The following is an 8,242-nucleotide window of genomic DNA, read 5'->3' as shown; positions in this document are numbered from 1 at the left end:
TGATGTCGCCGACGCGAGATTGCTTGATGCACCTTGTTTCAGCTCGCCACTTGGCATGTTTTGATAGCATGTGAGCTGTCTGCGGTTTGAAGTTGTTAAGAGCCTGCCTGTCGGTTACAAACGGGCACAGTATTTCAGGCATGCGTATGAGTGTGCCGAAGTGTTTCAGCCCAACAGGGCGGACCCAACGACTTTTGGATGGGGAATTTAATGGCATCCTACCAGTATATTTACGTCATGAAGGACCTGACCAAGATCCTTCCGGGCGGTCGCGAACTTTTCAAGGGCATCACACTGTCCTTCCTGCCAGGCGTAAAAATCGGTGTTCTCGGCAACAACGGCGCAGGTAAATCGACCCTGCTGAAAATCATGGCCGGCATCGAAAAGGATTACGCCGGTGAAGCTTGGCCTGCCGAAGGTGTCAATGTCGGTTACCTTGAGCAGGAACCGCAGCTTAACTCGGAGAAAGACGTTCTTGGCAACGTCATGGAAGGGTGTGGCTCGATTGTTGACGATCTTGCACGCTTCAACGAAATCAGCGGCAAATTTGCCGAACCGATGACCGATGACGAAATGAATGATCTCCTTGCAGAGCAGGGTGAACTTCAGGAACGCATCGATGCGGCCAATGGCTGGGATCTGGAACGCACCCTTGAGATCGCGATGGACGCCTTGCGTTGCCCGCCCAAGGATGCGGACGTAACCAAGCTTTCCGGTGGTGAGCGCCGTCGTGTCGCCCTTTGCCGCCTGTTGCTTGCAAAGCCTGACATTCTGCTGCTTGACGAACCGACCAACCACCTTGACGCTGAATCGGTTGCGTGGCTTGAACGCCACCTTGAAGATTATCAGGGTACCGTCATTCTGGTCACCCACGATCGTTACTTCCTTGATAACGTTACGGGCTGGATTCTGGAACTTGACCGCGGTCAGGGCATTCCGTTTGAAGGCAACTATTCCTCGTGGCTTGAGCAGAAGCAAAAGCGTCTGGAACAGGAATCCCGTCAGGAAGGCAGCCGCCAGAAACAGCTTGCCACCGAGCTTGAGTGGATCCGTCAGAACCCGAAAGGCCGTCAGGCAAAATCCAAGGCCCGTGTTCGTGCCTATGACGATCTTGTCGCCGAGGCCGCCAAGGCCGTTCCGGACTCAACCAAGATCGTTATTCCGATTGCCGAGCGTCTTGGTAACGAAGTTATCACTGCCGAAGGTCTGACCAAGGCTTATGGTGACAAGCTTCTGTTTGAAAACCTTGATTTCCGACTGCCGCCGGGTGGTATCGTTGGTGTGATCGGTCCAAACGGTGCGGGTAAAACCACCCTGTTCAAGATGCTGACGGATGCTGATACCCCGGATGCCGGAACGCTCAAGATCGGTGATACCGTCAAGATGGGCTATGTCGATCAGTCGCGTGACTCGCTTGATCCGAACAAAACCGTTTGGCAGGAAGTCTCCGACGGCCTCGACGAGATCCTTTTGGGCAAGCGTCCGATGTCGTCGCGTGCCTATGTGTCGCAGTTCGCCTTCAAAGGCGCAGATCAGCAGAAAAAAGTCGGCCAGTTGTCCGGTGGTGAACGTAACCGCGTTCATCTCGCCAAGATGCTGAAGTCTGGTGCAAACGTTCTGCTGCTTGACGAACCGACCAACGATCTTGATGTCGATACCCTGCGTGCACTTGAGGAAGGCCTTCTCGAGTTTGCCGGTTGCGCTGTGGTCATCTCGCACGATCGCTTCTTCCTTGACCGAATTGCGACCCATATTCTGGCCTATGAGGGCAACTCGCATGTCGAGTGGTTCGAGGGGAACTATCAGGAATATGAAGCCGACTACAAACGTCGTTATGGTGAAGAGGCAAGCCGCCCGCACCGTATCAAATACAAGCCGCTGACCCGCTAAGGCGGTCAATTGGTTTGAGATTAAAGGCCACCTTCGGGTGGCCTTTTTTGATTCCCGGATGCGAGATGCAAAAAAAAGCCACCGTCGCAAGGATGGTGGCTTTTGTATTCGGATATTAAGGCGGGCTTCGATCAGAGACCGGTTTTTGCCTTGAGGGCCGCGGTCAGGGCGCCAACGTCGTCATTGTTCTGTTGGATGACCGATGTGAACTCATCGCGTTGGGTGATGCCCATGCTCAGACCTTCGATGGAAACATCAATGATCTTGTAGCTGTCATCAAACATCCGCATCCGCCAAACAATGTTTACCGGTGGGCCGTCCGGGCGGACGAATTGCGAATCGACAAAGGTATCCTTGTTCTTCTGGGTCTCATCACCGACGACAAACTGTTCGCCGTTGAATTCCTTGAACTGGTTTGCGTAGTTGAGAGCCAGATAGTTCTGAAGCAGGACCGAAAACTCCTCGATCTCCGCTTCGGAAATCGAACGCCAGTAACGCCCCAGAACGAAGCGCGAAACGACATCCATTGCAAAATAGCGGTCCATCAGGGACACGAACTTTTTGCGGCGAACGTCGTCAGCAAGGCTTTGATCCGTCAGTTCATTCATGGCCTGGTCAGCCATGCTCTGAATGACATTTGCTGCGCTGGTTTCGACAGCGACTTCGGCAACAACGTTTGAAGACAAACCCGTTGCCGACGCCGGACCAGACCAAGCGGCTGCGATGGCGATCATCGCGGCGGTTGATATGGCGATTTTGCTGTTTACCATGACCGGCTCTTACTTGCTTGCCGCTTCGACAGCATCGTCGAAGTCAAAAGATGCACTTTCGTCTTCTACAGCGAATTCTGGTGACGGGCCACCGTTGCGAATCATCTTATTGCGTTGCTGACGATAGAGGCTGCGCAGGGCTGCGTAATAGTCGATAGACGACTTTTGCAGTTCGTTCAGCTGATTGATCGTCGCGTAACGATAATGCAGGGCTGTAAGACCGACCGAGCCAAGATAAAGGGCTTCGGCGGTGTCACTGTTCTGTGCGCCCCATGTCAGCGGGTTGGCAACATAGTCAACACCGATGCCGGCTGTGTCACGCAGGTTGGACGGGCCAAGCAGCGGAAGCACAATGTAAGGGCCGCCGCCAATGCCGTAATGGGCAAGGGTCTGACCAAAATCTTCACGGCGGTACGGAATGCCGAAATCAGATGCGACATCGTTGAAGCCCAAAAGGCCGATGGTCGAGTTCATGATGAAACGCTGGAACGAGGCAGCAGCCTGATCCGGGTCACCCTGCAGCAACGCGTTGAACGAGTTCAACGGTTCGTTGATGTTGCGCACGAAGCTCGCGACGGAGGTTTTAACAGGTTCCGGGGCAATGTCGCGGTACCACATTGCAGCAGGATACAGGACCATGAAATCGACCGCACCGTTAACACCGTGAACCACGCGGTTCACCGGCTCAAGCGGATCATAATCACTCGTGTCCTGAGCGGGTTCTGTCGATGCGCACGCGGTCAGCAAAGACAGCGATCCTGCGGCACAAAGCGAAAGCAAAGTTCGAAACTTCATTATTTTTAGCCAACCGATGTTCGATACACAGACTTCCCCGACCCGAAACGCTTTTGATGCGGGACACCAAAAAACGTTACCGATCAATCCCCTGCTCGAAGGGCGATCATGTAACGCGCACGCCTCAGATATCCATTTGGTTAGCATAGGGTGAAATTAAACACCAGCATACAAAAAGTTGATCAGGATCAAGCAGTTTTCAGGTGTGGCATTTGGGCAACAAGTTTTCACGCGAAAATAGCGCTTGAACAAATATAAACATATCTTTATATCTTTCTTGTCAACGTGGAGGGCATTGGTATGGAACAGGTTCTGGCAAGATTGCGCGCAGCTGCTGAAGCAACGCGGCTTCGCTTGCTGGCGATCTGTGCCGAGTGCGAATTGACCGTCAGCGAAATCACCCAGATCATCGGTCAGAGCCAGCCGCGCGTCTCCCGACACCTTAAATTACTGTGTGAGGCAGGCCTGCTTGTCCGGTTCCGCGAAGGGACTTGGGTTTTCTATCGCACGCCGCATTCCGGGCCGGGTGCCGACCTTGTTCAGCCTGTGCTGGATCTGCTGCCAAAGGATGACGAGACGCTTGCACTTGATCGTGCCCGTCTCGATCAGGTGAAGGCAGAACGCGAAAAGATCGCGACAGAATATTTCCGCGCCAATGCCGAAGACTGGGATCGGATTCGTTCGCTGCATGTCGACGAGGCGGTTGTTGAAAAAGCATTGCTTGAGGCGGTGGGTGATCTGACCGGTGGCCGGATTCTTGATGTTGGAACAGGCACCGGGCGTATTCTTGAGCTTCTCGGGCGCAACGCCGAAGAAGGCGTTGGCGTTGATATGTCACGCGAAATGTTGGCTGTTGCGCGTGCACGCTTGCAGCGCGCAGACCTGTCAAACTGCCTTGTCCGGCAAGCGGACATGTATCAGTTGCCTTATCCCGGCGGCATGTTTGATGTGGTGACCCTGCATCAGGTGCTGCATTTCGCTGAAAAGCCCGAGGCGGCCCTTGCCGAGGCAGCGCGCGTTCTGGCCCCCGGGGGCAAGCTTGTCATTGTCGACTTTGCCCAGCACGAACAGGAAGAACTTCGCGAAGAGCATGCGCACCGTCGTCTTGGTTTTGATGATGGGTCCATCAATGACTGGTTCCGCGCCAGTGGTCTTGAGCCTGGCAACGTTGTCAGTTTGCCGGGCAAACCACTGACGGTTCGGATCTGGATGGCACGCCCGACATCGGCACAAGCAGCGGACAAAGTTCAAAGAAATTCAAAAAAGGCTGCGGAATAACGCGCAGCATGTATCGAAAATAACCAGATAGAAAGACCGACCCAAGGGTTCAGCCTGCGGGAAAGCGAAGACAGGATTGAGATATCGATATGATGACGGTTCCAGAAATCAACGCAGTACGCAAACACCTCAAGGTTTCGTTCGAATTCTTCCCGCCGAAAACGGAGAAGATGGAAGAAACCATGTGGCGGTCGATCCATCGGCTTGCGCCGCTCAATCCGTCTTTTGTTTCGGTGACCTATGGGGCGGGCGGCACCACACGTGATCGCACCCATGGCAGTGTCACCCGTATTCAGGGCGAAACCGGCATTCCGGCTGCGGCGCATTTGACCTGTGTCGGTCACACCAAGGAAGAGATCGATCAGATCGCGCGCAGCTATTGGAACGAGGGTATCCGTTCCATCGTTGCCCTTCGCGGGGATTTGCCGGATGCGGGCGATAAGTATGAACCGACCCCGGGTGGCTACGCCTATGCGGTTGATCTGGTTGCTGGCCTTAAGGAAATTGCCGATTTTGATATTTCGGTATCAGCCTATCCGGAAACCCATCCGGATGCACCGAGTTCCGATTTCGAGATTGATTATCTCAAACGCAAGATCGATGCCGGCGCCAACCGGGCAATTACCCAGTTCTTCTTTGATAACGAAACCTATCTGCGGTTCCGTGACAAATGTGTGGCTGCGGGCATCGAAGCGCCCATCGTTCCGGGCATTTTGCCGGTGACAAACTTTGCGTCGCTCTTGAAATTTGCCGATATGTGTGGTGCTTCTGTGCCGCAGCGTTTGCATTGGCGTTTCGAAGGGCTTGATGAAGATCCCGATACCCGTCGCATGGTCGCGTTCCACGAAGCCATTTCTCAGGTGGAAGGTCTGATCAGCGAAGGTGTGACCGACTTCCACTTCTATACGCTTAACCGTGCCGAACTGACATATGCCATCTGCCATGCGCTGGGCATTCGCGGAACCGAACAGGTTGCAGCCTGAAGGTGCTTTTGCCCTGTAACCCGGACGCATGAAGAATTGATTGGATGAAAAAGATGAATGATCGCAAGGAACGCATTGCCCTGCTGCGCAAACGGGCCGAGGAAAAGATACTGATCCTTGATGGCGCAATGGGCACGATGATCCAGAAGCACAAGCTGACCGAGGAAGACTACCGCGGCGAACGCTTTGCCGACTGGAAGCAGGACGTCAAAGGTAACAACGACCTTTTGTCACTGACCCAGCCGGACATCATCAAGGACATCCATCTGCAGTACATCGCGGCCGGTGCGGACCTGAACGGGACCAACACCTTTAGCGCGACAACCATTGCCCAGGCCGATTACGGCATGGAAGACTTGGCCTATGAGATCAATTTCGAAAGTGCCAAGATCGCGCGTGCCGCCTGTGATGAATGGGAAGCCGCCCATCCGGGGGATGTGCGCTTTGTAAATGGTGCCATCGGCCCGACCAACCGTACGGCATCGATTTCGCCGGATGTGAATAATCCCGGCTTCCGCGCCATCACCTTTGATCAGCTCAAAGAGGCATACAAGGAAGCCACGACCGGTTTGCTGGATGGTGGCGCGGACACGCTGCTGGTGGAAACCATTTTTGATACGCTCAATGCCAAGGCAGCGCTTTTTGCCATCGACGAGGTTCTCGACGAACGCGGTGAAGATGTGCCGGTGCTGATTTCAGGCACGATCACCGATGCATCCGGTCGGACGCTTTCGGGGCAGACGACCGAAGCGTTTTATAATTCCGTGCGCCATACCAAGCCGTTTTCGATTGGTCTGAACTGCGCACTCGGTGCTGCACAGCTGCGCCCGTATGTTCAGGAACTGTCGCGCATTGCCGAATGCCGCGTTTCCGTTTACCCCAATGCAGGCCTTCCGAACGAATTTGGTGAATATGACCAGACTGATGCCGAAATGGCAGAATTGGTTAAGGAATGGGCCGATACTGGCATGGTCAATCTGCTGGGGGGCTGCTGTGGCACGACACCGCCGCACATCAAGGCGATTGCCGATGCGGTGGCAAATGCCAAGCCGCGCGTTGTGCCGAAGTTTGAGCCAAGAATGCGTCTGTCCGGCCTCGAGCCGTTTGATGCAGCGTAAATCTGATATTGATAGCTGAAAAGAGATCGAAAAGACCCATGACCGACATTTCCAGATTTATCAATATTGGTGAGCGGACCAACGTCGCCGGATCGCTGAAATTCAAGAAGCTGATCGTCGAAGAAGATTACGATGCAGCCCTTGAGATCGCCCGTCAACAGGTCGAAAACGGCGCGCAGATCATCGACATCAACATGGATGATGCGATGCTTGACGCCGAAACGGCAATGGTCAAGTTCATCAACCTGATTGCGGCCGAGCCAGACATTGCCCGCGTTCCGATCATGGTCGACAGTTCCAAATGGAACGTGATCGAAGCGGGTCTGAAATGCCTGCAGGGCAAGGGTATTGTTAACTCGATCAGCCTCAAGGAAGGCGAAGAACCTTTCATCGAACAGGCCAAAAAACTGCGCCGCTATGGCGCGGCAGTTGTCGTCATGGCCTTTGATGAAAAAGGTCAGGCCGATACGGTTGATCGCAAGTTCGAAATCTGCAAGCGCAGCTATGACGTGCTGGTCGATAAGGTTGGCTTCCCGCCCGAAGACATCATTTTCGATCCGAACATCTTTGCCGTCGCGACCGGTATCGAAGAGCACGACAATTATGCTGTCGACTTCATCGAAGCCTGCAAGCTGATCAAAAAACACCTGCCATACGCCAAGATTTCCGGTGGTGTTTCCAACGTTTCCTTCTCGTTCCGGGGCAACAACCCGGTCCGCGAAGCGATGCACTCGGTCTTCCTGTATCACGCCATCAAGGCGGGATTGGATATGGGGATCGTCAATGCCGGCCAGCTGGTTGTGTATGAAGAAATCCCGGCAGAGCTTCGTGAACGCGTCGAAGACGTCATCCTGAACCGTCGTTCGGATGCGACCGACCGTTTGCTCGAAGTGGCCGAGAAATACAAAGGTACTGGCGGGCCCGAGAAAAAGGCCGACCTTGAATGGCGTAAAAAGCCGGTCAAGGAACGTCTGGCGCATGCCCTGATCAACGGTATTGCCGAGTTCGTCGAAGAAGACACCGAAGAAGCCCGTCAACAGGCGGACAAGCCGCTGCATGTAATTGAAGGTCCGTTGATGGACGGCATGAACATCGTTGGTGACCTGTTCGGTGACGGCAAGATGTTCCTGCCACAGGTGGTGAAATCCGCGCGTGTGATGAAAAAGGCCGTGGCTTATCTGATCCCCTTCATCGAAGAGGAAAAAGATGGCAAGCACGAAACCAACGGCAAGATCTTGCTCGCGACCGTTAAGGGCGACGTGCATGACATTGGCAAGAACATCGTTGGTGTGGTTCTGCAATGTAACAACTTCGAGGTCATCGACCTTGGCGTGATGGTGCCGACCCAGAAAATCATCGAAACCGCCAAGGCCGAAAAGGTCGACATGATCGGTTTGTCGGGCCTGAT

Annotated in this window: 7 protein-coding genes; 5 read left to right on the top strand and 2 right to left on the bottom strand. The window is 54.1% G+C overall.

Annotation, left to right across the window (positions count from 1 at the left end; all coding sequences use genetic code 11):
* Positions 1–210 precede the first annotated feature (210 nt).
* Positions 211–1,890: an energy-dependent translational throttle protein EttA gene (gene ettA / locus B3Z49_RS06630; RefSeq protein WP_296989170.1), complete on the top strand. Its 1,680-nt coding sequence runs from the start codon at positions 211–213 to the stop codon at positions 1,888–1,890.
* 131 nt (positions 1,891–2,021) lie between these two features.
* On the opposite strand, the gene B3Z49_RS06625 is transcribed toward ettA, so the two are convergent.
* On the bottom strand, positions 2,022–2,660 hold the full coding sequence (locus tag B3Z49_RS06625; RefSeq protein ID WP_064779617.1) for an MlaC/ttg2D family ABC transporter substrate-binding protein: 639 nt from the start codon (positions 2,658–2,660) through the stop codon (positions 2,022–2,024).
* Between the two features lie 9 nt (positions 2,661–2,669).
* Positions 2,670–3,455, bottom strand: coding sequence for an MlaA family lipoprotein (locus tag B3Z49_RS06620; protein WP_157193870.1), 786 nt, complete (start codon positions 3,453–3,455; stop codon positions 2,670–2,672).
* Positions 3,456–3,755: 300 nt separating this feature from the next.
* Between B3Z49_RS06620 and B3Z49_RS06615 the strand changes: the two genes are divergently transcribed.
* From B3Z49_RS06615 to B3Z49_RS06600, 4 genes are all read left to right on the top strand, one after another.
* Positions 3,756–4,733 (top strand): ArsR/SmtB family transcription factor, encoded by a 978-nt coding sequence (locus tag B3Z49_RS06615; RefSeq protein ID WP_296989161.1) that lies wholly within the window; start codon positions 3,756–3,758, stop codon positions 4,731–4,733.
* A gap of 89 nt (positions 4,734–4,822) precedes the next feature.
* The gene (gene metF / locus B3Z49_RS06610) at positions 4,823–5,716 is read left to right on the top strand and encodes a methylenetetrahydrofolate reductase (RefSeq protein WP_008889564.1); all 894 of its coding nucleotides are present in this window, start codon (positions 4,823–4,825) and stop codon (positions 5,714–5,716) included.
* Between the two features lie 53 nt (positions 5,717–5,769).
* Entirely contained in the window at positions 5,770–6,834 is a 1,065-nt protein-coding gene (locus tag B3Z49_RS06605) for a homocysteine S-methyltransferase family protein (RefSeq protein ID WP_040822979.1), read from the top strand.
* A 38-nt stretch (positions 6,835–6,872) separates the two neighbouring features.
* A partial coding sequence (locus B3Z49_RS06600) for a dihydropteroate synthase (RefSeq protein WP_296989155.1) occupies positions 6,873–8,242 on the top strand: 1,370 nt, incomplete at its 3' end.

The organism is Thalassospira sp. UBA1131, assembly GCF_002311515.1.
In the GTDB taxonomy this organism is placed as follows: domain Bacteria; phylum Pseudomonadota; class Alphaproteobacteria; order Rhodospirillales; family Thalassospiraceae; genus Thalassospira.
The sequence above is the reverse complement of the archived record's forward strand: the minus strand, read 5'-3'. Positions and strand labels throughout refer to the sequence as shown.